The sequence below is a fragment of the Streptomyces bambusae genome (genome assembly GCF_019400985.1).
Classification (GTDB): Bacteria; Actinomycetota; Actinomycetes; order Streptomycetales; family Streptomycetaceae; genus Streptomyces; species Streptomyces bambusae_A.
The window spans coordinates 1-1490 of the sequence record NZ_WTFF01000625.1; the positions used below are offsets into that span (position 1 = coordinate 1).

At 73.9% G+C, this 1490-nt stretch carries 1 protein-coding gene and 1 pseudogene; both read left to right on the forward strand.

Annotated elements, in window-relative coordinates:
- A pseudogene (locus GPJ59_RS36140) lies at positions 1-896 on the forward strand (hypothetical protein); the annotation flags it as partial.
- Between the two features lie 117 nt (positions 897-1013).
- Positions 1014-1421, forward strand: coding sequence for a hypothetical protein (locus tag GPJ59_RS36145; RefSeq protein ID WP_219672346.1), 408 nt, complete (start codon positions 1014-1016; stop codon positions 1419-1421).
- The last annotated feature ends 69 nt before the right edge of the window (positions 1422-1490 follow it).

Here is a 1490-nt window from a genome sequence, read left to right on the forward strand (position 1 = left end):
GCCGCAGCCGGTGCACCGCCCACCGGGCCGCCACCCGGGCCGCGGTGCGCTCGGCGGCCGCCCCCGCCCGCCCCGCGCAGCTGCTGCGCTCCGTCGACCAGGCGCTGGGCGCGCTGGCGGCGCTGCTCGCCGTGGTGGTCGGGGTGTTCACGGGCCTGGCCTTCCACAGCGCCGACCTGCTGCCGCGCCACTACGAGGAGCTGCTGGCCGACGGTCTGCGGCTGCTGACCTCGCTGGGCTCCTTCATGCTGGTCGGCCTGATCCTGGCCATGCTGGTCGCCGTCCGCACGATCGTGCTGCGCGCCGAGAGCCGCCGCCACACCGGGATGGTGTGGGCCTTCGGCGCGTTCTGGCCGCGCGCCGCGCACCCCTTCACGCCCGCGACCTGGACCGGGCGCAGCATCCCCGAGCTCACCCACCGGCTGACCTCGACCCTGGGGCCGCAGGGGGCGCGGGTGCTGCTGCACTCCCACTCGATGGGCTCGATGATCTCGGTGCTCGCGCTGTGGCAGCTGGGTGAGGCGGAGCGGTCCCGGATCGCGCTGCTCACCAGCGGCTGTCCGCTGACGAGCTTCTTCCGCCGGCACTACCCGGCGTACGTCACCCAGGAGGCGGTGGACGAGCTGACCGCGCCCGGTGCGCTGGCCGGCTGGGCGAACGTACGGCGGGACACCGATCCGATGGCCGGGCGGATCGGCGTGGCCGCGATAGACCGGGAGCCGTGGCCGGACGGGGTGGGGCTGGCGGCGGAGGCGGGCGCGGCGGCGGGCCCGCGGACGGCGGAGCAGCCGGTGTTCGCGCCGCTGCTGCGGCACGACTTCTACCGGCTGGACCGGCGGATCGAGCCGGTGCGGACCGAGCTGCTCGGCGTGCTGCGGCGGCTGCGGCGGGGGTGAGGACGGGGCACCCGTCAGGCCGTCGTAGCCGGCCCCACCCTTGGCTTGAACCTGTTCAAAAAGAGGTCTACAGTCAGTCCCGCCAAGCAGTTGAACACGTTCAAGGAGGCGTGGGGCATGGACCTCACCGTGGTCGCGTACGTCATCTACCTGCTCATCAGCGTCGGCCTCACCATCTGGGTCGCCCGTACGCTCAGCCGCAACGGCCGCATCTTCATCGCCGACGTCCTCCAGGGCGACGAGAAGCTCGCCGACGCCGTCAACCACCTGCTGGTGGTCGGCTTCTACCTGGTCAACCTCGGCTTCGTGACCCTCTACCTGCGCGCCGCCGAGGGCGTGCCCGACGCCCGCGGCCTCTTCGAGGCCCTCTCGGTCAAGCTCGGCGTCGTCCTGCTGGTCCTCGGCGTGATGCACCTGCTCAACGTCTGGGTCCTCAACAAGATCCGCCGCCGGGGCATCATGGAGCGCCAGCAGACCCCGCCGGTCGCCCCGCAGGGCCGGACCACGCCGGCCGGGGCCTGGTGACCGATGGCCGCCGACGCCCACCCCGCGGCCGCCCACCCGGCCGCCGACGCCCACCCCTCGGCCGCCCAC

Coding starts and splice junctions, on each gene's coding strand:
- GPJ59_RS36145 (WP_219672346.1), top strand. CDS start 1,014: ATGGACCTCACCGTGGTCGCGTACGTCATCTACCTGCTCATCAGCGTC.